This window comes from Streptomyces sp. P9-2, from assembly GCF_051903975.1.
In the GTDB taxonomy this organism is placed as follows: Bacteria; Actinomycetota; Actinomycetes; order Streptomycetales; family Streptomycetaceae; genus Streptomyces; species Streptomyces cellulosae.
Window position 1 is genome coordinate 5,795,726 of record NZ_CP192633.1, and the last position, 21,998, is coordinate 5,817,723.

The window sequence follows — 21,998 nt, forward strand, 5'->3', positions numbered from 1 at the left end:
CTGTAGACGAAAGACAATCACCCAGGACGTCTGCGGCGTCACCGGCGTTCACGACGGACGCGCGGCGCCGCCGAAGAGGGGGACCGATGTTGTCGACAGGACTGCCCCACGGGGCGGTGCCCCGGCTCGAGCGGCCCGGCCCGCTGCGCGACCGCGTCTACGAGGCACTGCTCGAACTCATCACCACCCGCGCCCTCCAGCCGGGCCAGCACCTCGTCGAGAGCGAACTCGCCGGCCACCTCGGCGTCTCCCGTCAGCCGGTGCGCGAGGCGCTCCAGCGTCTCAACACCGAGGGGTGGGTCGATCTGCGGCCCGCGCAGGGCGCGTTCGTGCACGAGCCGACGGAGGAGGAGGCCGACCAGCTCCTCACCGTGCGCACGCTGCTGGAGGCGGAGGCGGCCCGGCTCGCCGCGAGCAACGCGGACAGCAAGGGCGTCCAGGCGCTGGAGGAGATCCTCGCCGAGGGACTGAAGGCCGTCGAGGCGGACGACGTGGACGCCGCGGTGGTGCTCAACGCCCGTTTCCACGCCAAGGTGATGGAGCTCGCGGGCAACGCGGTCCTCGCCGAGCTGGCCGCGCAGGTGGACCGGCGGGTGCGCTGGTACTACACCCCGGTCGCCCGGCAGCGCGGCGAGCAGTCCTGGATCGAGCACCGCGAGCTGATCGCCGCGATCGCCGCGCGGGACGAGCAGTCGGCCACGCGGCTGATGCGCGAACACACCGAGCACACACGGCGGTCGTACCACGCGCGGGGAGACTCCTGATCCGGTTCGTCCCGACCTGAGCGGGGTTCTCCGGGGCCCCGCACCCCCTCCTTTGTCCTGAGAGTGGAAAAAGTAGGGGTCAATTCCTGCGCGACTTCTTCCCACCTCCGGCAGGCGCTGCTACTTTCGCATCCGAAAGCACGCCACGCACGTGGCCGGAATCCGGCGCGCACAGCCGATGAGGCGGGGAGGGGCTCGTGAGACGCATGACAGCGCGACCCGCGAACGCCCATCAGGCACGACTGCTACGGCTGTTGCGCGACGGAGGGCCCAACTCCCGGGCACAGCTGGGCGACCAGGTCGACCTGTCCCGGTCCAAACTGGCCGTGGAGGTGGACCGGCTGCTGGAGACGGAACTCGTCGTGGCCGACGGACTCGCCGCCTCGCGCGGCGGGCGCCGCTCCCACAACATCCGTCTCAACCCGCACCTGCGCTTCCTCGGCGTCGACATCGGCGCGACCTCGGTCGACGTCGCCGTCACCAACGCCGAGCTGGAGATCCTCGGGCACATCAACCAGCCGATGGACGTGCGCGAGGGACCGGTCGCGGTCTTCGAGCAGGTGCTGTCCATGGCCGCCAAGCTGAAGGCCACCGGGCTCGCGGAAGGGTTCGACGGCGCCGGCATCGGCGTCCCCGGGCCGGTCCGCTTCCCCGAGGGCATCCCGGTCGCACCGCCGATCATGCCCGGCTGGGACGGCTTCCCCGTGCGGGAGGCGCTCAGCCAGGAGCTCGGCTGCCCGGTCATGGTCGACAACGACGTGAACCTCATGGCGTTGGGGGAGCAGCACGCGGGCGTCGCCCGCACCGTCGCCGACTTCCTCTGCGTCAAGATCGGCACGGGCATCGGCTGCGGCATCGTCGTCGGCGGTGAGGTGTACCGCGGTACGACGGGCAGCGCGGGCGACATCGGGCACATCCAGGCCGTGCCCGACGGACGCCCCTGCGCCTGCGGCAACCGCGGCTGCCTCGAGGCGCACTTCTCCGGCGCGGCGCTCGCGCGGGACGCCACGGAGGCCGCCGAGCAGCAGCACTCACCCGAACTCGCCGCCCGGCTGGAGGCGAACGGCACGCTCAGCGCCGTCGACGTCGCCGCCGCGGCCGCCGCCGGTGACGCCACCGCCCTCGACCTGATCCGCGAGGGCGGCAACCGCACCGGGCAGGTCATCGCCGGCCTGGTCAGCTTCTTCAACCCGGGCCTGGTGGTGATCGGCGGCGGGGTGACCGGCCTCGGCCACACCCTGCTCGCCGCGATCCGCACCCAGGTCTACCGAGGCTCGCTCCCCCTGGCGACGGGCAACCTCCCCATCGTCCTGGGCGAGCTGGGCCCCGCCGCCGGAGTCATCGGCGCCGCCCGCCTCATCAGCGACCACCTGTTCTCACCCGCCTGACCCGACGCCGGTACGGCACCCGCCGCACCGGCGCCCAGCACCACCCGCCGGCCCGTCCGGCACGCGAGTTCACCCTGCCGGTGCGACCGCCAGCCGCACCGCACGGAGCACGACCCGCCGGTGCGGAAGCCACCCGTGCCGGCCACGTCCCCGGTACGACGGCCAGCCGTACCGGTGTGCACGGCACCACCGTGCCGCTGCGACGGCCACCAGCGCCGACGCGCAGCGCACGGCACGCCGGGGCGGAAGCCGCCCGCCCCGGCAGGCAAGGCACCACCCGCCGGAGCGGACGCCACCCCGCTTCCGGCGGTCGAGGCACCACCGTGCCGATGCGGTTTCGCCACCCGCGCCGGCACGCAGACCGCACGACCCGCCGGGTCGGAAGCCGCCCGACCCGGCAGGAAGCCGCACCGTCGTGAACGTGGGGCCCTGCCCCCGAGCCGCACACCCGTTCCGAACACCACCCACACCGCCGCTCCGCTTCGCCCTGCCCGAAAACTCTTGCCCCGCGAGGGGCCGTCGGCCCACGCACGCCGAGGGGAATCCGCATGGCACCAGAACCACCGCTGCTCAGCATGTCCGGCATCACCAAGTCGTTCCCGGGAGTCCGGGCCCTGGACGGCGTCGACCTCGACGTCCAGGCCGGCGAGGTGCACTGTCTGCTCGGCCAGAACGGCGCCGGGAAGTCCACGCTCATCAAGGTGCTGGCCGGCGCCCACCAGCCCGACACGGGCACGATCCGCTGGCGCGGCGACGACGTCACCCTGCGCTCGCCGATCGCCGCCATGCGCCTCGGCATCGCCACCATCTACCAGGAACTCGACCTGGTGGAGCACCTGTCGGTCGCCGAGAACGTCCACCTCGGCCATGAACCCACCGCCGCCGGGTTCGTCGTCCGGGGCAGGGCGGCCCGCGCGTCAACCGCCGATCTGCTCAAGCGTCTTGGGCACCCCGAGATCGACCCCGGCCGTCTGGTCGGCGACCTCTCCGCCGCGCACCAGCAGATCGTCTCCATGGCCCGCGCCCTCTCCCACGACGTACGGCTCATCGTGATGGACGAGCCGTCCGCCGCCCTGGACCCGGACGAGGTCGACAACCTCTTCCGCATCGTCGGCGACCTGACCGCCGCCGGCGTCGCCGTCGTCTACATCTCCCACCGGCTGGAGGAGATCCGCCGCATCGGCGACCGCGTGACCGTGCTGAAGGACGGCCGGGCGGTGGCCCGCGGACTGCCCGCCAAGTCCACGCCCACCAGCGAGGTGGTGTCGCTGATGACGGGCCGCAACGTCGAGTACGTCTTCCCGCCCCGCCCCGACACCTCGCCGGCCAAGGACGCCGCACCGGTCCTCACCGTCGAAAACCTGTCGCGGCGCGGGGAGTTCGCCCCGCTCGACCTCCAGGTGCGCCCCGGCGAGATCGTCGGTCTCGCCGGACTCGTCGGGTCCGGGCGCTCCGAGATCCTCGAGACCGTCTACGGCGCCCGCAAGCCCGACACCGGCCGCGTCCTCGTCGACGGAAAACCCCTGCGCCCCGGCAGCGTCCGCGCCGCCGTCCGCGCGGGCCTCGGCCTCGCCCCCGAGGAACGCAAGGCGCAGGCCCTGCTGATGCTGGAGTCGGTCACCCGCAACGTGTCCGTCTCCTCCATGTCCCGCTTCGCGCGGGCCGGATGGATCGACCGCGGCGCCGAACTGGGGGCGGCGCGCGCGGCGGTCCGGGAGCTGTCCCTGCGGCCCGACAACCCCGACGTGCCCGTCCGTACCCTCTCCGGCGGCAACCAGCAGAAGGCGGTCCTCGCCCGCTGGCTGCTCCGCGGCTGCCGGGTGCTGCTGCTCGACGAACCCACCCGCGGCGTCGACGTCGGCGCGCGGGCCGAACTGTACGCCGTCGTACGGCGCCTGGCGGACGAAGGGCTCGCCGTGCTGCTGGTCTCCAGCGAGGTGCCCGAGGTGCTCGGCCTCGCCGACCGCGTGCTGGTGCTGCGCGAGGGCTCCGTCGTCCACACGGCGCCCGCCCGCGAACTCGACGAACACCGTGTACTCGACCTGGTCATGGAAGGAAGCCCGGCGTCATGACGCAGAACGTCTCCCCGCCGCGGGACAGCACCTCCAAGGTGCCACCGGCCGGCGAACAGCCCGCCTGGCGGGCCGTGTTGTTCCGCGCCGACGTGCGCACCCTGTCCCTGCTCGGCGTGCTCGCCGTACTGATCCTGATCGGCGGCCTCACCAAGCCGGACCAGTTCCTGGACACCCGCAACCTCCAGCTGGTCCTCACCCAGGCGTCCGTCATCGGCGTCGTCACCGTCGGCATGACCTTCGTCATCATCTCCGGCGGCATCGACCTGTCGGTCGGCGCGATCGTCGCCCTCGCCTCGGTGTGGGCGACCACCGTCGCCACCCAGGAGTACGGCTTCGCGGGCATCCTCTTCACCGCCGTCCTGGTCGGCCTCGGCTGCGGCCTCGTCAACGGGGTGCTCATCGCGTACGGCGGGATGGTGCCGTTCATCGCCACCCTCGCCATGCTCGCCTCCGCCCGCGGTCTCGCCCTGCAGATCACCGACGGACGCACACAGATCGTCACCGTCGACAGCGTCCTCGACCTCGGCGAGCGCGACTCCTACGTGCTGGGCGTCCCCCCGCTGGTGCTGGTGTTCGCCGCGGTCACCGTCGTCGGCTGGCTGGTGCTCAACCGCACCACCTTCGGCCGCCGCTCCGTCGCCGTCGGCGGCAACGCGGAGGCCGCCCGCCTCGCCGGCATCGACGTACGCCGCCAGCGCCTCTACCTGTACCTGCTGTCCGGGCTGTGCTGCGGCATCGCCGCCTTCCTGCTGATCGTCCTGTCCGGCTCCGGACAGAACACCAACGGCAACCTCTACGAACTCGACGCCATCGCCGCCGCGATCATCGGCGGCACCCTCCTCACCGGCGGCCGCGGCACCATCGTCGGCTCCGTCCTCGGCGTCCTGATCTTCACCACCATCACCAACATCTTCGCCCTGAACAACCTGCAGACCGACGTCCAGCAGATCGCCAAGGGCGCGATCATCGTCGCCGCCGTGCTGGTCCAGCGGCGTACCGCGAGCACGACCTGACGGAAGGGTTCACCGCCATGCCAGAGCCGACGTTCACCAGCCGCAGAGGGCTCCTGTTCGGAGCCGCCGCCGTCTCCGCCGGCGCCCTCGTCACCGGCTGCACCAGCAACGAGCCCAGCGGCGGCGACGAGCCGGCCGCGAACAACCAGCCGGCCGCCGACGACAAGCCGGGCAAGCAGGTCACCATCGGCTTCGCCGGACCGCAGGCCGACCACGGCTGGCTCAACGCCATCAACGACAACGCCAAGAAGCGCGCCGAGAAGTACTCCGACGTCACCCTGGAGATCACCGAGGGCTCCAACGACACCGCCCAGCAGATCGGCCAGATCGAGACCCTCATCAACAAGAAGGTCGACGTCCTGGTGATCCTGCCGGCCGACGGCAAGGCCCTCACCCAGGTCGGGCTGAAGGCGATGCGCGCCGGCATCCCCGTGGTCAACCTCGACCGCGTCTTCAACACCCCGCAGGCGTACCGCTGCTGGGTCGGCGGCGACAACTACGGCATGGGCCTCAACGCCGGCCACTACATCGGCGAGAAGCTCAAGGACAAGCCCGACGCCAAGGTGATCGAGCTGGCCGGCCTGGACAACCTGGAGCTGACCAAGCAGCGCACCCAGGGATTCGACGACGCCCTGAAGAACTACCCGAACATCCGCAAGGTGGCCCGCCAGGCCGCCGAGTTCACCGTCGAGTCCGGCCAGGCCAAGATGGCCCAGCTGCTCCAGGCCCAGTCGCAGTTCGACGCGCTGTGGAACCACGACGACGACCAGGGCGTGGGCGCGCTGCGCGCCATCGAGCAGGCCGGCCGCGACGACTTCCTGATGGTCGGCGGCGCCGGCGCGCTCTCCGCGTTCGAGGCCATCAAGGCCGACAACGGTGTCCTGAAGGCCACGGTGCTCTACCCGCCGACGATGGCCGCCTCCGCGATCGACCTCGCCCGCGCCCTCGGCCAGGGCAAGGGCATCGGCGGCCTGGCCGAGTTCGAGATCCCCTCCTCGGTGACCTGCTACTCGGCCGTCGTCGACAAGGACAACGTCGACCAGTACATGCCCACCGGCTTCAAGTGAGGAGCCCCGCCCCACGGGCCTGACCAGCCCACCGGGCGGGGACCGCCCCGCCCGACACGACGACGAGGAGGACATCCGAATGGCACAGCCGCAAGCGTCCGAAGGGGCGGAAACGGGGAAGCCACCACTGCGCATCGGCATGGTCGGTTACGCCTTCATGGGCGCCGCCCACTCCCAGGGCTGGCGCACCGTGGGACGGGTCTTCGAGCTGCCGCTCCGCCCCGAGATGGCCGTGATCTGCGGCCGGGACGCCGGCGCCGTGCGGGCGGCGGCCGGCCGGCACGGCTGGGCGGAGGCCGAGACCGACTGGCGCGCCCTGGTGGAGCGCGACGACATCGACCTCGTCGACATCTGCACCCCCGGCGACAGCCACGCCGAGATCGCGCTGGCCGCGCTGGCCGCGGGCAAGCACGTGCTGTGCGAGAAGCCCCTCGCCAACACCGTCGAGGAGGCCGAGGCGATGGCCCGCGCCGCCCGGGAGGCGCGGGACCGCGGCCAGGCCGCCATGGTCGGCTTCAACTACCGCCGGGTGCCCGCCACCGCGCTGGCCCGGAAGATGGTGGAGGAGGGCCGCATCGGCACCCTGCGGCACGTGCGGGTGGCGTACCTCCAGGACTGGCTGGTGGACCCGCAGTTCCCGCTCACCTGGCGGCTGCGCCGGGAGCAGGCGGGCTCCGGCTCGCTCGGCGACCTCGGCGCGCACATCGTCGACCTCGCCCAGTACCTCGCGGGGGAGCCGCTCGCGGGCGTCTCGGCGCTCACCGAGACGTTCGTCCGCGAGCGGCCGCTGCCGACCGAGCCGAGCAGCGGCCTGGCCGCCGTCTCCGCGGCCGGCACCGGACCGGTCACCGTCGACGACGCCGCCGTGTTCACCGGGCGGTTCACCTCCGGGGCGCTTGCGTCCTTCGAGGCCACCCGGTACGCCACCGGACGCAAGAACGCCCTGCGGATCGAACTCAACGGCGAGCGCGGCTCGCTCGCCTTCGACCTGGAGCGGCTCAACGAACTCGAGTACCACGACGGCACCGGGGACGCCACGCACGGCGGCTTCCGCCGCATCCTCGTCACCGAGCCCGACCACCCCTACCTGGACGCCTGGTGGCCGCCGGGCCACGGGCTCGGCTACGAGCACACCTTCGCGCACCAGGCCCGCGACCTGGTCCACGCCATCGCCGAGGGCCGCAGCCCGGAACCGTCCTTCACGGACGGGCTCCAGGTGCAGCGCGTCCTCGCCGCGGTGGAGGAGAGCGCCGAGAAGAACGCCGTCTACACCCCGATCGCCGCCTGAGGAGGACGGATACGGATGCCGCGCAACTTCACCCTGTTCACCGGCCAGTGGGCCGACCTTCCGCTCGAGGAGGTCTGCCGGCTCGCCCGTGACTTCGGCTACGACGGCCTCGAACTCGCCTGCTGGGGCGACCACTTCGAGGTGGACAAGGCCCTCGCCGACCCCTCCTACGTGGCCGGCCGCCACCAGCTCCTCGACAAGTACGGCCTGAAGTGCTGGGCGATCTCCAACCACCTGGTCGGCCAGGCCGTCTGCGACGCCATCATCGACGAACGCCACCGGAACATCCTGCCCGCCCGCATCTGGGGCGACGGCGACCCCGAGGGCGTACGGCAGCGTGCCGCCGCCGAGATCAAGGACACGGCGCGCGCCGCGGCCCTGCTCGGCGTCGACACGGTGATCGGGTTCACCGGCTCCGCCATCTGGCACCTGGTCGCCATGTTCCCGCCCGCCCCCGAGTCGATGATCGAGCGCGGCTACGAGGACTTCGCCGAACGCTGGAACCCGATCCTCGACGTCTTCGACGCGGAGGGCGTGCGCTTCGCCCACGAGGTCCACCCCAGCGAGATCGCGTACGACTACTGGACCACCGTGCGCGCCCTCGACGCGGTGGACCGGCGCCCGGCGTTCGGGCTGAACTTCGACCCGTCGCACTTCGTCTGGCAGGACCTCGACCCGGTCGGCTTCCTGTGGGACTTCCGCGACCGGATCTACCACGTCGACTGCAAGGAGGCCCGCAAGCGCCTCGACGGCCGCAACGGCCGCCTCGGCTCCCACCTGCCCTGGGGCGACCCCCGGCGCGGCTGGGACTTCGTCTCCGCCGGCCACGGGGACGTGCCCTGGGAGGACGTCTTCCGCATGCTGCGCTCCATCGACTACCGGGGCCCGGTCTCGGTGGAGTGGGAGGACGCCGGCATGGACCGCCTCCAGGGCGCCCCCGAGGCCCTGAAGCGCCTCAAGTCCTTCGACTTCGAACCCCCGAGCGCGTCCTTCGACGCGGCGTTCAACAGCTGAGGACAGGCCCCGGCCGCAGGTCGGGACGGGGGCCGGCGTTCCCGCCGGTCCCCGGTCAGGGCTGCCCGCGATCCCCTTTGTCCTCTGTTGGGAAAAAGTTCAACCAGACGCGGTCCAAGGGGTGTTCCGTCAGGAAGAAGGCGGTTACCGTCCCTGAGTGTTCAGGGCACCCACGCCTCCGGGGTGACGGCGCACCCCGGCGCCCGCACGCACCGCACGATCAGCACCTGTTCCGTACGGCCCCATTCCGTTCCCGGAGGGACTTCGTGCACAGAAGAAGACTCAAATCCACCCGCACCGCCAAGCGTCCCGCCTTCCGCACCACGCTCGCCCTCGTCACCGGCCTGCTGCTGGCCGTGGGCACCCCGGCCACCGTCGCCGGCGCCCACCCCGGACACGCGGAGCTCGACGAACCGGCCGCGGCCGAGGGGCAGTTCCAGCAGGTGCCGCTCGCCAAGGGCGAACCCGAGATGGGCGAGCCCATGTCGCTCGCCGTGCTGCCGGACCGCAGCGTCCTGCACACCTCGCGGGACGGCACCCTGCGCCTCACCGACGCGGGCGGCACCACCAAGGTGGCCGGACGTCTCGACGTCTACAGCCACGACGAGGAGGGCCTCCAGGGCGTCGGGGTGGACCCCGACTTCGAGACCAACCGGGCCATCTACCTCTACTACGCCCCGCCGCTCGACACGCCCGCCGGGGACGCCCCGGAGACCGGCACCGCCGAGGACTTCGCCAAGTTCGACGGCGTCAACCGCCTCTCCCGGTTCACCCTGAACCCCAACGGCACCCTGGACCTGTCCAGCGAGAAGAAGATCCTGGACGTCGCGGCCTCCCGCGGCATCTGCTGCCACGTCGGCGGCGACATCGACTTCGACGCCGAGGGCAACCTCTACCTGTCCACCGGCGACGACACCAACCCCTTCGCCTCCGACGGCTACACGCCGATCGACGAGCGCGACAACCGCAACCCGGCCTTCGACGCCCGCCGCAGCTCCGGCAACACCAACGACCTGCGCGGCAAGATCCTGCGCATCAAGGTGAACGAGGACGGGTCGTACGACATCCCGGAGGGCAACCTCTTCCCGCCGGGAACCGAGAAGACCCGTCCCGAGATCTACGCGATGGGCTTCCGCAACCCGTTCCGGATCAGCGTCGACGAGAAGACCGGCGTCGTCTACGTCGGCGACTACGGCCCCGACGCCGGCGCCGCCTCCCCGACCCGCGGCCCCGGCGGCCAGGTCGAGTTCGCCAAGGTGACGAAGGCCGCCAACTTCGGCTGGCCGTTCTGCACCGGCGACAACGACGCCTACGTCGACTACGACTTCGCCACCGGCGAGTCGGGTGAGAAGTTCGACTGCGCCGCGCCGAAGAACACCTCCCGGCACAACACCGGCCTGGTCGACCTGCCGCCCGCCCAGCCCGCCTGGATCCCCTACGACGGCGGCTCCCTGCCGGAGTTCGGCAGCGGCTCCGAGTCCCCGATGGCGGGCCCGGTCTACCGCTACGACCCGGACCTGGAGTCCTCGGTCAAGTTCCCCGAGGAGTTCGACGGCGACTTCTTCGCCGGCGAGTTCGGGCGCCGCTGGATCAAGCGCATCGAGCAGAACGAGGACGGCTCGGTCGCGAAGATCAACGACTTCCCGTGGACCGGCACGCAGATCATGGACATGGACTTCGGCCCCGACGGCGCGCTCTACGTCCTCGACTACGGCCTGTCCTGGTTCCAGGGCGACGAGCACTCCGCGCTCTACCGGATCGAGAACGCCGAGGACGGCTTCTCGCCGATCGTCGGGGTCACCGCGGACCGCACGTCCGGCGCCGCCGGCCTGAAGGTCACGTTCACCGGCACGGCGGAGGACGCCGACTCCCCGGACCTCACCTACGCCTGGGACTTCGGCGACGGCACCAAGGGCGAGGGGCTCAACCCCACGCACAAGTACAAGAAGATCGGCACCTACACGGCGACCTTCACCGCGAAGGACCCCGAGGGCAACACCGGTAACGCCAGCGTCCGGATCGTCGTCGGCAACACCGAGCCCAAGGTGCGGATCGACGTCCCGGGCAACGGCAGCCTGGCCGCCTTCGGCGAGCCCGTGCCGTTCAAGGTGACCGTCACCGACCCCGAGGAGACGATCGACTGCTCCAAGGTCAAGGTCTCCTACAGCCTCGGCCACGACAACCACGCCCACGAGCTCACCAGCGAGACGGGCTGTGAGGGCACCCTCACGCCGCCTCCCGGCGACGGCGGTCACGACCCCAACGCCAACATCTACGGTGTCGTCGGCGCCAGTTACACCGACGGCGGCGCCAACGGCCAGGAGGCGCTGACCGGCACCGCCCGCACCGTGCTCCAGCCGCTCCACCGCCAGGGCGAGCACTTCACCTCGCAGTCCGGCGTCAGCGTCATCGACAAGTCCCAGGCCAACGGCGGCAAGACGGTCGGCGACATCAACGACGGCGACTGGATCTCCTTCAGCCCCTACCGCTTCGACGGGCAGAAGAAGATGACCGTACGGGCCTCCTCCGGCGGCTCCGGCGGCTTCGTCGAGCTGCGCACCGGCTCCCCCGAGGGCCCGCTGCACGGCTCGGCGTACATCCCGCCGACCGGCGGCTGGGAGACGTTCCAGGACGTCGACGTCCCGCTGCGGGCACTGCCGAAGAAGACCACCGAGATCTACCTGGTCTTCCGCGGCGGCGAGGGCGCGCTGTACGACGTGGACGACTTCGAGTTCTCCAAGGAGCCGTTCAAGCAGGGCAAGAAGGTGCTGGTCTTCTCCAAGACCGCCGGCTTCCGGCACGACTCCATCGGGGACGGCGTCAAGGCCCTGAAGGAACTCGGCGCCCCGGCCGGCATCTCGGTCACCGCGACCGAGGAGGCGGGCCAGTTCACCACCGCCAACCTCGCCAAGTACGACGCGGTCGCCTTCCTGTCCACCACCGGTGACGTCCTCGACGCCGACCAGCAGAAGGCGTTCGAGAACTACGTCAAGAACGGCGGCGGCTACATGGGCATCCACGCCGCCGCCGACACCGAGTACGACTGGGAGTTCTACGGCGGTCTCGTCGGCGCCTACTTCGCCTCGCACCCGGCCATCCAGAAGGCCACCGTGCGCGTCGAGGACCACGACCACCCGGCCACCGCGCACCTGGACGACACCTGGGAGCGCACCGACGAGTGGTACAACTACCGCACCAACCCGCGGGACAAGGCCAAGGTCCTCGCCACCCTGGACGAGACCACCTACCAGGGCGGCACCATGAAGGGCGACCACCCGATCGCCTGGTGCCAGAGCTACGGCGGCGGCCGCTCCTTCTACACCGGCGGCGGCCACACCAAGGAGTCGTACGCCGACGAGGCCTTCCGCGCCCACCTGCTCGGCGGACTGCAGTACGCCACCGGCCAGGTGAAGGCGGACTGCAAGCCGGACAAGGGCTACCGGAAGATCTTCAACGGCCGGACCCTGGACGGCTGGAAGCAGGCCGGCCCCGGCAGGTTCGTCGTCAAGGACGGCGGGGTCATGGAGTCCGAGGGCGGCATGGGTCTGCTCTGGTACCAGGCCAAGGAGCTCAAGTCGTACTCGCTGAAGCTCGACTGGAAGATGCGCGGCGACGACAACTCCGGTGTCTTCGTGGGCTTCCCGGCCTCCGACGACCCGTGGTCGGCGGTCGACCGGGGCTACGAGATCCAGATCGACGCGACGGACGCGGCGGACCGCACCACGGGTGCGATCTACACGTTCAAGGCGGCGAACATCAAGGCCCGTGACCAGGTCCTGCGCCCGCCCGGGCAGTGGAACTCCTACGAGATCAGGGTCAAGGGCGAGCGGCTCCAGGTGTTCCTGAACGGGGTGAAGATCAACGACTTCACCAACAAGGACCCGCAGCGGAGCCTGACCGACGGCTACATCGGTCTGCAGAACCACGGTCCTGACGACAAGGTCTCCTTCCGCAACATCCAGCTGAAGGAACTGCCCTCCTAGGGGCCCCGAGAACGGCGGCGGGCGGACGGACGCCGGACCCCCGCCCGCCGCCTCCCCGGGCCACCGGGCCACCGGGCCCGGAACCTTCTCTCCGATCTCCGGCACCCGGTTCCACCCGGAGGCTGAGCACCCGACTCGTGCCTTCGGGCCGGCCGGCGCACGGCCCACCGGCCGGTGCCCTGCCCGGCCCGCCGGCCAGGGCACCGGCCCGGACCGCGAGGACGGTCCCTGCCGGGGCCTGAGCACGGTGCGGCACCCGGGGCCTCGGGCCGGTGCCCGCACCAGGCCCGGTGGTCCTGCCACAGGGGCGGGGCGCGGTCACGCGTTCGGTCCCGCACGACGTACCACCCGGCTCCCGGGTGCGGGCCACGGCCCGGGCCCGGGGGACCGGGCCCGCCCGGCCCACGCCGGGCACGCGCCGGGCCCATGCCCGGCGCACCGCACGGCTCCCCGGCCCGGCAGGGCGACGGGCCCGCGGACCGGGTGCGTGCCCGGGTCACCGACCCGGTCGCGCGTCCGGCTCCCCGGACCCGGGCCGCTGCCGGGTCCGGGGCGAGCAACACCGTCCGGCCCGGCCGGACGGCACACCACCCCGTCCGGGGTCCGGCGCACCGTCGGCCGCAGGGCCGGCGGTGGGCCGGCGCACCGCCACATTCGGTTCGCGTTCGACAAGGAGGCTGCCCATGTCCGCCGAACCGTCCTCCGTCCCCACCACCCCTTCCCCCGCCCCCCGTTACGGCGTCTGGCTCGTCGGAGCCCGTGGGTCCGTCGCGACCACCGCCGTCGTGGGATGCGCGGCCGTCGCCGCCGGGCTCCATCCGCCCACCGGCATGGTCACCGAGACCCCCGACTTTGCCGCGAGCGGCCTGCCCCCGCTGTCGTCGCTCGTCTTCGGCGGGCACGACACCGTCGACTGCCCGCTGCCCAAACGCGCCGAGCACCTCGCCGAAGGCGGCGTCCTCCCGCACGGCCTCCCGACCGCCGTGCACGCCGAACTCGTCGCCGCCGAGCGGGAGATCAGGCCCGGCGGACCCACCCACGGTGACGCCGACACGGGCCCCGCCCGCACCGACGACGACTGGATCGACGTCTTCGCCGCCGACATCCGCGACTTCACCGAACGGAACCACCTCGCCGGCGCCGTCGTGGTGAACGTCGCCTCCACCGAGCCCGCCCCCGCGGACGGCGCCCTCCCGCCCAGCTCCCTCTACGCGGCCGCCGCCCTACGTGCCGGCTGCGGCTACGTCAACTTCACCCCGTCGACCGGCCTGCACCACCCCGCGCTGTCCGAGCTCGCCGCGGAGGCGGGCGTTCCGTACGCGGGCCGGGACGGCAAGACCGGGCAGACCCTGCTGCGGTCCGTGCTGGGCCCGATGTTCCAGCAGCGCGCCCTCGCCGTGCGCGCCTGGTCCGGCACCAACCTCCTCGGCGGCGGCGACGGCGCCGCCCTCGCCGACCCCGCCGCGGCCGCCGCGAAGAACGCCGGCAAGGAACGCGTCCTCGCCGACACCCTCGGCGCGGCTCCGGAAGGCGAGGTGCACATCGACGACGTGCCCGCGCTCGGCGACTGGAAGACCGCCTGGGACCACATCGCCTTCGACGGCTTCCTCGGCTCCCGCATGGTCCTCCAGACCATCTGGCAGGGCTGCGACTCCGCCCTCGCCGCACCCCTCGTCCTCGACCTGGCCCGGCTGCTGCTCCGCGCGGGACAGAAGGGCATCACCGGCCCGCTGGGCGAACTCGGCTTCTACTTCAAGGACCCGGTCGGCGACGGCCCGGCCTCCCTGGGGGAGCAGTACACGGAGCTGAAACGCTTCGCCGCGCGCCTGAGCGACGACGCGCCCGTGGGCGATGGCACGCGCGTGGGCGACGACGCAGACCCGCACCAGGACCCGGGGAACAGCGGGGTGCGCCGATGACCCGAGCCGCGGCCCCGCTCCTCACCCTCGTGGGCCGGGACACCACGCCCGCGCCCCCGGCCACCACCGAGAAACCCTCCACCCCCAACCGCGCCGCCGCCTGGGCGGAACTCCTCCGCCTGCCCGCCCTGTTCACCGTCCCCGGCGACACCCTCGCCGGCGTCGCCGCGGCCGGCGGCCGGCCGGACCCCCGCGCCCTGCTCCCCATCGGCTCCTCCCTGTGCCTGTACGCGGCCGGCATGGTCCTCAACGACTGGGCCGACCGCGCCGAGGACGCCGTGGAGCGCCCCCACCGCCCCCTCCCGTCCGGACGCGTCCGCCCCGCCGCCGCCCTCACCGCCGCCTGCGGACTCACCGGCGCGGGACTGCTGCTCGCCGCCCGCGCCGGCCGCCCCGCCCTCGCGGTGGCCGCCCCGCTGGCGGCGACGGTCTGGGCGTACGACCTGGCACTGAAGCACACGCCCGCGGGCCCGGCCGCCATGGCCGCCGCCCGCGGACTGGACCTCCTGATGGGCGCGGCGGCCGCCGGTTCCGTCCGCGCGGCGGCGCCCTCCGCCGCGCTCCTCGGCTGTCACACCCTCGCCGTCACCGCCGTCTCCCGGCGCGAGACCACCGGCGGTTCGGTGGCGGCCCCGCTCGCCGCCCTCGCGGCGACGGGCGCACTGACCCGGCTGGTCACGCACCGCCGTGTCCGACTCCCGGCAGGCCGGCGGGCAGCAGCCGCCCCCGGCCTGCCGGGTTCCACCCCGGGCGGCGGCGCCCGGACCACGCCCGCCGGCGCCGTCACCGCCGCGCTGGCCGCCGCCTACGCGGCCACGGCCGCCCGGCCGTACTTCCACGCCGCGCTCAACCCCTCGCCCCCGCTCACCCAGCGCGCGGTCGGCGGCGGCATCCGCGCCACCGTCCCGCTCCAGGCGGCGCTCGCCGCCCGGTCCGGGGCGACCGCCACGTCCCTGCTGATCGCGGCGCTGGCCCCGGCGGGACGGCTGTTCGCCCGCCGGCGCGCCATGAGGAAGGTGAGCATCACATGACCGCGCACGAGCCCCCCGCGCTGCCGCTGCGCTTCGGCTACGGCACCAACGGCCTCACCGACCTCCGCCTCGACGACGCCCTCGGCCTGCTCGCCGACCTCGGCTACGAGGGCGTAGGACTGACCCTCGACCACATGCACCTCGACCCGCTCGCCCCCGACCTCGCGGCCCGCACCCGGCACGTCGCCCGCCGCCTGGACGCACTGGGGCTCGGCGTCACCGTGGAGACCGGCGCCCGCTACGTCCTGGACCCCCGGCGCAAGCACGGCCCGTCCCTGCTCGACCCCGACCCCGACGACCGGGCGCGCCGCGTGGACCTGCTGGTACGGGCGGTCCAGGTCGCGGCCGACCTCGGGGCGCACGCCGTGCACTGCTTCAGCGGCACCGTCCCCGACCACACCGACGAGGACACCGCCTGGAAGCGCCTCACCGAGGCGTTCGGACCGGTGCTGGACGCCGCGTCCGCCGCCGGCGTCCCGCTCGCCGTCGAACCCGAACCCGGTCACCTCCTCGCCACCCTCGCCGACTTCCACCACCTGCGCCGCGCCCTCGGCGACCCCGAGCCGCTCGGCCTCACCCTGGACATCGGCCACTGCCAGTGCCTGGAACCCCTCGCGCCCGCCGACTGCGTCCGCGAGGCCGCGCCCTGGCTGCGCCACGTGCAGATCGAGGACATGCGCCGCGGCGTCCACGAGCATCTGCCGTTCGGCGACGGGGAGATCGACTTCCCGCCCGTCCTCGCCGCGCTCGCCGCCACCGGATACCGCGGCCTGACCGTCGTCGAACTGCCCCGGCACTCCCACGCGGGACCCCGCTTCGCCGCCCACTCGCTGCCGTACCTGCGCCGCGCCGCCCACCTCGCGGCCGAGCGCACCGCCGGCACGTCCGCCGTCCCCTCCCACGGCGATCCCTCCGCCACCCCCGAAGGGAGCAGCACCCCATGACCCGCCCGCACGCAGCACCGGCCGGTCCGGACGCCGACACCACCGGCAGACCGGCCGCCCCCGGCGACGGCACCACCCCCGCCGTCATGCCGCCCGCCGAACTGCGCCGCGACCTCGCGGCCCGGCTCGACGGCGCCGCCCGCGCCTGGTTCGACCAGGCACTGGACGAGGCCACCGCCCACCCCGGCACCCACGGGCCGATCTCGGTGTGGGAGCTGCGCCTCGCCGAGGCGGGCCGCCGCTGCGGACCCGAACACGCCGACGCCGCCCGCGTCCTCATCCTCCACGCGGCCCGCGCCGACGCCGAGGCCCTGACCCGCGTCTACCACCAGGGCACCGCCGACGAACGCCGCGCCGTCCTGCACGCCCTGCCCCACCTGGTGCCCGGGCCCGAGGCGCTCCCGCTCGTCGAGGACGCCCTGCGCGCCAACGACACCCGGCTGGTCGCCGCCGCCCTCGGCCCTTACGGCGCCCGCCACCTCGACGCCCACGCCTGGCGGCACGCCGTACTGAAGTGCCTGTTCACCGGCGTCGCCCTCGACCTGGTCACGGACCTCGCCCGGCGCGCCCGCGGCGACGCCGAACTCGCCCGCATGCTCGGCGACTACGCCGCCGAACGCACCGCCGCCGGCCGCACCGTCCCGGAGGACCTGCACCGCGTCCTGGCCCTGGCCGAAGCCGCCCCGGCGCGGGGCGGGGACGGCCCGGACGTCCCCCACGGCAAGGAGTCCTGATGCGCATCTTCGACCCCCACATCCACATGACGTCGCGCACCACCGACGACTACGAGGCCATGTACGCCGCGGGCGTCCGCGCCGTCGTCGAACCCTCCTTCTGGCTCGGCCAGCCCCGCACCTCCCCGGCCTCCTTCTTCGACTACTTCGACTCCCTCCTCGGCTGGGAACCCTTCCGCGCCGCCCAGTACGGCATCGCCCACCACTGCACCCTCGCCCTCAATCCCAAGGAGGCGGGCGACCCCCGCTGCACCCCCGTCCTCGACGCGCTGCCCCGCTATCTGGTCAAGGACAACGTCGTCGCCGTCGGCGAGATCGGCTACGACTCCATGACCCCCGCCGAGGACACCGCGCTCGCCGCCCAGCTCCAGATGGCAGCCGACCACGGGCTGCCCGCGCTGGTGCACACCCCGCACCGCGACAAGCTCGCCGGACTGCGCCGCACCCTCGACGTGGTCCGCGAGTCCGCGCTGCCGGTGGAGCGGGTGCTGATCGACCACCTCAACGAGACCACCGTCAAGGAGGCCAAGGACAGCGGCGCCTGGCTCGGCTTCTCCGTCTATCCCGACACCAAGATGGACGAGGAGCGGATGGTCGCCATCCTGCGCGCCTACGGCCCCGAGCAGGTGCTGGTGAACTCCGCCGCCGACTGGGGGAGGAGCGACCCGCTGAAGACCCGCAAGGTCGCGGACCTGATGCTCGCCGAAGGCTTCAGCGAGGACGACGTCGACCGCGTGCTGTGGCGCAACCCGGTCGCCTTCTACGGCCTCAGCGGCCGCCTCACCCTCGACGTGACCGCCCCCGAGGCCACCCACGAGGGCAACTCCATCCTGCGCGGCCAGCCCAGAGACGAACCGGCACCGGACACCGCCGACGCCACGGGGGCGTGAGCCATGCGCTTCCGCCACCCCGACGGCTCCACCGTCCACCTCGCCTACTGCACCAACGTCCACCCCGCCGAGACCCTCGACGGCGTCCTGGCCCAGCTCCGCGACCACTGCGAACCCGTCCGCCGGCGCCTCGGCCGGGACCGGCTCGGCATCGGCCTGTGGCTGGCCAAGGACGCCGCCCGCGCCCTCGTCACCGACCCCGCCGCTCTCCGCGGCCTGCGCTGCGAACTGGAGCGGCGCGGCCTGGAGGTCGTCACCCTCAACGGCTTCCCCTACGAGGGCTTCGGCGCCGAGGAGGTCAAGTACCGCGTCTACAAGCCGGACTGGGCCGACCCCGAGCGTCTGGAGCACACCGCCGCCCTCGCCCGGGTGCTCGCCGGACTGCTCCCCGACGACGTCACCGAGGGCAGCATCTCCACCCTGCCGCTCGCCTGGCGCACCGCCTACGACGACGAGCGTGCCGGGACCGCCCGCACCGCGCTGCGCACCCTCGCCGAACGCCTCGACGCGCTCGAGGAGCTCACCGGGCGCTCCATCCGCGTCGCCCTCGAACCCGAACCGGGCTGCGTCGTCGAGACCACCCGCGACGCCATCGCCCCGCTCACCGAGGTCGGCCACGACCGTATCGGCATCTGCGTCGACACCTGCCACCTCGCCACCTCCTTCGAAGATCCCGGCACCGCCCTGGACGACCTCGCCCGGGCCGGCGTCCCCGTCGTCAAGTCCCAGCTGTCCGCCGCCCTGCACGCCGAACAGCCCCACCTCCCCGAGGTCCGCGAGGCCCTCGCCGCCTTCGCCGAACCCCGCTTCCTGCACCAGACCCGCACCCACACGGCCGCCGGGCTGCGCGGCACCGACGACCTCGACGAGGCACTCGCCGGCGACGCCCTGCCCGACGCGGGCCCCTGGCGCTCCCACTTCCACGTCCCGCTGCACGCGGCCCCCGCCGCGCCCCTCACCTCCACGCTGCCCGTCCTCACCTCCGTGCTGACCCGGCTCGTCGGCGGTCCGCACCCGCTCACCCGCCACCTCGAGGTGGAGACCTACACCTGGCAGGCGCTCCCGCCCGAGCTGCGCCCCCGCGGCCGCGCCCAGCTCGCCGACGGCATCGCCGCCGAACTCACCCTGGCCCGCGACCTGCTGACGGACCTCGGCCTGAAGGAACTCCCATGACCGACCCCACCCCGCTGCTCGTCCTGGACGTCGTGGGCCTCACCCCCCGTCTGCTCGACCACATGCCCCACCTCAAGACCCTCGGGCAGTCCGGCTCCCGCGCCCCGCTCGGCACCGTGCTGCCCGCCGTCACCTGCGCCGCCCAGTCCACCTTCCTCACCGGCGCCATGCCCTCCGAGCACGGCATCGTCGGCAACGGCTGGTACTTCCGGGAACTCGGCGACGTCCTGCTGTGGCGGCAGCACAACGGTCTCGTCTCCGGCGACAAGCTCTGGGACGCCGCCCGCCGCGCGCACCCCGGCTACACCGTCGCCAACATCTGCTGGTGGTACGCCATGGGCGCGGACACCGACATCACCGTCACCCCCCGTCCCGTCTACTACGCCGACGGCCGCAAGGAACCCGACTGCTACACCCGGCCGCCCGCACTGCACGACGAACTCACCGAGAAGTTCGGCACGTTCCCCCTGTTCCACTTCTGGGGACCCGGCGCCGGCCTGGTGTCCAGCCGGTGGATCATCGACGCCACCCGCCACATCATGAGCACCCGGCGCCCCGACCTGACCCTCTGCTACCTCCCCCACCTCGACTACGACCTGCAGCGCTTCGGCCCCGACGACCCGCGCTCCCTGAAGGCCGCCGCCGACCTCGACGCGGCCCTCGCCCCGCTGCTGGACGACGCCCGCGCCGAGGGGCGCACCGTCGTCGCCCTCTCCGAGTACGGCATCACCCGCGTGAACCGGTCCGTGGACATCAACCGCGCCCTGCGCCGCGCCGGCCTGCTGGAGGTCCACACCCAGGACGGCATGGAGTACCTCGACCCGATGGCCTCCCGCGCCTTCGCCGTCGCCGACCACCAGATCGCCCACGTCTACGTGCGCCGCCCCGAGGACCTCGAGGCCACCCGGGAGGCACTCGACGGACTGCCCGGCATCGAGCAGCTCCTCGACGACGAGGGCAAGAAGGCCCACCACCTCGACCACCCGCGCGCCGGCGAACTCGTCGCCGTCGCCGAACCCGACGCCTGGTTCACGTACTACTACTGGCTCGACGACGACCGCGCGCCCGACTTCGCGCAGCTCGTCGAGATCCACCGCAAACCCGGCTACGACCCGGTCGAGCTGTTCATGGACCCCCACGACCCCTACGTCAAGGTCAAGGCGGCCGGCGCGCTGGCGCGCAAGAAGCTCGGCATGCGCTACCGCATGGCGGTCGTGCCCCTGGACGCCTCACCTATTCGCGGCAGCCACGGCCGCCTTCCCGCGAGCGACGACGACGGTCCGCTCCTCATCTGCTCCACCCCCCGCGCTGTCGGTGACCGCGTCGCGGCCACCGACGTCAAGCAACTCCTGCTCCGGCTCGCCGGACTCGGCTGACACCGCACGGCACCACGCCCGCCGACATCCGACTACCGAGAGTGAAACACACGGCACTGACAACGGCCGGTCCCGCAGCCGCCGGGACCGGCCACGACCGAGAAGGCAGGCACCCGTGACCTCGTACTCCGACCCTTCCCACTCCACCGGCGCGGACGCCACCGCGCTCACCGACGCCCCGGACGAGGCGCTGCGCCGCAGCCTCGGCGTGGGCCGGCGCCGCTTCCTCAGCACCTGCACCGCCGTGGCGGCCGGCGCCGTCGCCGCCCCCGTCTTCGGCGCCTCCCCGGCCCTGGCGCACGGCAGAGACCACGACCACGGGCACGACCACGGCCGCGGCCAGGTGCTCGTCCCGCCGCACAAGCGCGGCATCATCCTCTACACCGTCCGCGACGCCACCGCCCGCGACCCGCTCGCCGGCGACCTGCCGTCCGGCTTCCGCGAGGTGTTCAAGCAGCTCGCCCGGCACGGCTACCGCCAGGTCGAGTTCGCCGGCTACCGCCAGCACGCCAACGCGCCCGGCGGCGACAACCTGGAGACCGTGGAGGGCGCCAGGCTGCTGCGCCGCTGGCTCGACGAGTACGGGCTGCGCGCCCAGGGCAACCACGGCTTCATCCCGTCCTCCTGGCCGCTGACCGCCGCCGACAAGGACACCTTCAAGAAGCACCTGGAGATCGCCAACATCCTCGGCATGGACCACATGGGCACCGGCGGCGACCCCACCGGCAGCTCCTACCGCGCCGACTGGGACGTGGCCGCCGACAAGTGGAACGCGCTCGGCGAGATCGCCCGCCGCGAGGGCATCAAGCTCTACACCCACAACCACGACAGCGCGTACGGCTTCCTGCTCGACCGGGGCCCGCTGGACGACCAGGGCCGGCCGACCCGCAGCTCCGGCATCCGGAAGCTGGAGTACTTCCTGAAGATCACCGACCCCAAGCTGGTCTGGCTGGAGATGGACATCTTCTGGGCGCACGTCGCCCAGTACAAGTTCCACACCTACACCGCCGCCGACGGCTCCACCCGCAGGAACGTCTTCGACCCGGCGGGCCTGGTCAAGCGCCACAACAAGCGCTACCCGCTGTTCCACGCCAAGGACGGCGTCGTCGACACCACCAACGGCATGGGCTGGGACATGGTGCCGTTCGGCACCGGCGACATCGACTACACGACGTTCTTCTCCCGCGTCGGGCTGAGCAACTACCGCAACCCGATGGTGGAGGACGACAACTCCCCGAGCGCCACCGACCCCGCGCAGTCGCTGCGCGAGGCCAAGATCAGCTACGACGGCATGGCGGCCCTGCGCCGGCGCCGCTGACCGCGTGACGACGGACCGGGC

Annotated in this window: 16 protein-coding genes; all 16 read left to right on the top strand. The window is 72.9% G+C overall.

Annotated elements, in window-relative coordinates:
- Positions 1 to 86 precede the first annotated feature (86 nt).
- The 16 genes from ACQY0Z_RS26325 (at position 87) to ACQY0Z_RS26400 (ending at position 21,977) form a co-directional block, all read left to right on the top strand.
- Entirely contained in the window at positions 87 to 764 is a 678-nt protein-coding gene (locus tag ACQY0Z_RS26325) for a GntR family transcriptional regulator (RefSeq protein WP_189903644.1), read from the top strand.
- Between the two features lie 206 nt (positions 765 to 970).
- The gene (locus tag ACQY0Z_RS26330; RefSeq protein ID WP_189903642.1) at positions 971 to 2,152 is read left to right on the top strand and encodes an ROK family protein; all 1,182 of its coding nucleotides are present in this window, start codon (positions 971 to 973) and stop codon (positions 2,150 to 2,152) included.
- Positions 2,153 to 2,700: 548 nt separating this feature from the next.
- Entirely contained in the window at positions 2,701 to 4,224 is a 1,524-nt protein-coding gene (locus tag ACQY0Z_RS26335) for a sugar ABC transporter ATP-binding protein (protein ID WP_189903640.1), read from the top strand.
- Positions 4,221 to 5,240: an ABC transporter permease gene (locus ACQY0Z_RS26340; protein WP_347224836.1), complete on the top strand. Its 1,020-nt coding sequence runs from the start codon at positions 4,221 to 4,223 to the stop codon at positions 5,238 to 5,240. The genes ACQY0Z_RS26335 and ACQY0Z_RS26340 overlap by 4 nt, the downstream gene beginning before the upstream one ends.
- 17 nt (positions 5,241 to 5,257) lie before the next feature.
- Positions 5,258 to 6,307, top strand: a complete 1,050-nt coding sequence (locus ACQY0Z_RS26345; RefSeq protein ID WP_254585869.1) for a substrate-binding domain-containing protein — start codon at positions 5,258 to 5,260, stop codon at positions 6,305 to 6,307.
- A gap of 79 nt (positions 6,308 to 6,386) precedes the next feature.
- Entirely contained in the window at positions 6,387 to 7,595 is a 1,209-nt protein-coding gene (locus tag ACQY0Z_RS26350) for a Gfo/Idh/MocA family protein (RefSeq protein WP_254585868.1), read from the top strand.
- 15 nt (positions 7,596 to 7,610) lie between these two features.
- On the top strand, positions 7,611 to 8,609 hold the full coding sequence (locus tag ACQY0Z_RS26355) for a sugar phosphate isomerase/epimerase family protein (protein WP_189903634.1): 999 nt from the start codon (positions 7,611 to 7,613) through the stop codon (positions 8,607 to 8,609).
- 266 nt (positions 8,610 to 8,875) lie between these two features.
- Positions 8,876 to 12,592 (top strand): ThuA domain-containing protein, encoded by a 3,717-nt coding sequence (locus tag ACQY0Z_RS26360; protein ID WP_439812919.1) that lies wholly within the window; start codon positions 8,876 to 8,878, stop codon positions 12,590 to 12,592.
- Positions 12,593 to 13,275: 683 nt separating this feature from the next.
- Positions 13,276 to 14,511 (top strand): inositol-3-phosphate synthase, encoded by a 1,236-nt coding sequence (locus ACQY0Z_RS26365; RefSeq protein WP_439812920.1) that lies wholly within the window; start codon positions 13,276 to 13,278, stop codon positions 14,509 to 14,511.
- A complete protein-coding gene (locus tag ACQY0Z_RS26370; RefSeq protein ID WP_381730398.1) occupies positions 14,508 to 15,542 on the top strand; it encodes an SCO3242 family prenyltransferase in 1,035 nt (344 codons plus the stop codon). The genes ACQY0Z_RS26365 and ACQY0Z_RS26370 overlap by 4 nt, the downstream gene beginning before the upstream one ends.
- Positions 15,539 to 16,486, top strand: a complete 948-nt coding sequence (locus tag ACQY0Z_RS26375) for a sugar phosphate isomerase/epimerase family protein (protein WP_381728925.1) — start codon at positions 15,539 to 15,541, stop codon at positions 16,484 to 16,486. Before ACQY0Z_RS26370 ends, ACQY0Z_RS26375 begins: the two co-directional genes overlap by 4 nt.
- Positions 16,483 to 17,220: an EboA domain-containing protein gene (locus tag ACQY0Z_RS26380; RefSeq protein WP_189903626.1), complete on the top strand. Its 738-nt coding sequence runs from the start codon at positions 16,483 to 16,485 to the stop codon at positions 17,218 to 17,220. The genes ACQY0Z_RS26375 and ACQY0Z_RS26380 overlap by 4 nt, the downstream gene beginning before the upstream one ends.
- Entirely contained in the window at positions 17,220 to 18,110 is an 891-nt protein-coding gene (locus ACQY0Z_RS26385) for a TatD family hydrolase (protein WP_189903624.1), read from the top strand. Before ACQY0Z_RS26380 ends, ACQY0Z_RS26385 begins: the two co-directional genes overlap by 1 nt.
- A 3-nt stretch (positions 18,111 to 18,113) precedes the next feature.
- Positions 18,114 to 19,283: a metabolite traffic protein EboE gene (eboE, locus tag ACQY0Z_RS26390; protein ID WP_189903622.1), complete on the top strand. Its 1,170-nt coding sequence runs from the start codon at positions 18,114 to 18,116 to the stop codon at positions 19,281 to 19,283.
- On the top strand, positions 19,280 to 20,659 hold the full coding sequence (locus ACQY0Z_RS26395; RefSeq protein WP_189903620.1) for a nucleotide pyrophosphatase/phosphodiesterase family protein: 1,380 nt from the start codon (positions 19,280 to 19,282) through the stop codon (positions 20,657 to 20,659). Before eboE ends, ACQY0Z_RS26395 begins: the two co-directional genes overlap by 4 nt.
- A gap of 115 nt (positions 20,660 to 20,774) precedes the next feature.
- A complete protein-coding gene (locus ACQY0Z_RS26400) occupies positions 20,775 to 21,977 on the top strand; it encodes a sugar phosphate isomerase/epimerase family protein (protein ID WP_439812921.1) in 1,203 nt (400 codons plus the stop codon).
- Positions 21,978 to 21,998 lie beyond the last annotated feature (21 nt).